Source organism: Kitasatospora sp. NE20-6 (assembly GCF_045862635.1).
In genome coordinates, this window is record NZ_BPRL01000185.1 from 1 (window position 1) to 532 (window position 532).

Genomic DNA, 532 nt, shown 5'->3' on the forward strand with positions numbered 1-532 from the left:
ACGAGCGCTGGGCGCCGGCCGGAGAAGGAGTTCCGATGAGAGACATCGAGCCGGTGACGGCCACCGACCAGTTGCGGCGGGCCTTCGGGTGCTTCCCGTCCGGGGTCACCGCCCTGTGCGCCCGGGGCGACGGCGAGCCCCTGGGCCTGGCCGCCAGCTCGTTCACCTCCGTGTCGATGGACCCGCCCCTGGTGTCGGTCTGCATCCAGCACACCTCCACCACCTGGCCCAAGCTGCGCGAGCAGCCCCGGCTCGGGGTGAGCGTGCTGGCCGAGGGACAGGACGACGTCTGCACGCGACTGGCGAGCAGGACCGGAGACCGCTTCGCCGGGACCGACTGGCACTCCTCCGACGACGGCAGCGTCTTCGTCGACGGCGCCACCCTGTGGCTCGACTGCACCATCCACGAGGAAGTCCCCTTCGGCGACCACGACATCGTGCTGCTGCGCATCCACGGCCTCAGTGCGGCCCCGGACACCTCCCCGCTCGTCTTCCACGCCAGCCGCTTCCGCAGCCTGGCCGGCATCTGAGC

1 protein-coding gene is annotated in these 532 nt (G+C 71.6%); it reads left to right on the forward strand.

What is annotated here, in order from left to right; genetic code table 11:
* Window positions 1–35 precede the first annotated feature (35 nt).
* A complete protein-coding gene (locus tag SNE206_RS40120) occupies window positions 36–530 on the forward strand; it encodes a flavin reductase family protein (RefSeq protein WP_407918524.1) in 495 nt (164 codons plus the stop codon).
* Window positions 531–532: the final 2 nt, after the last annotated feature.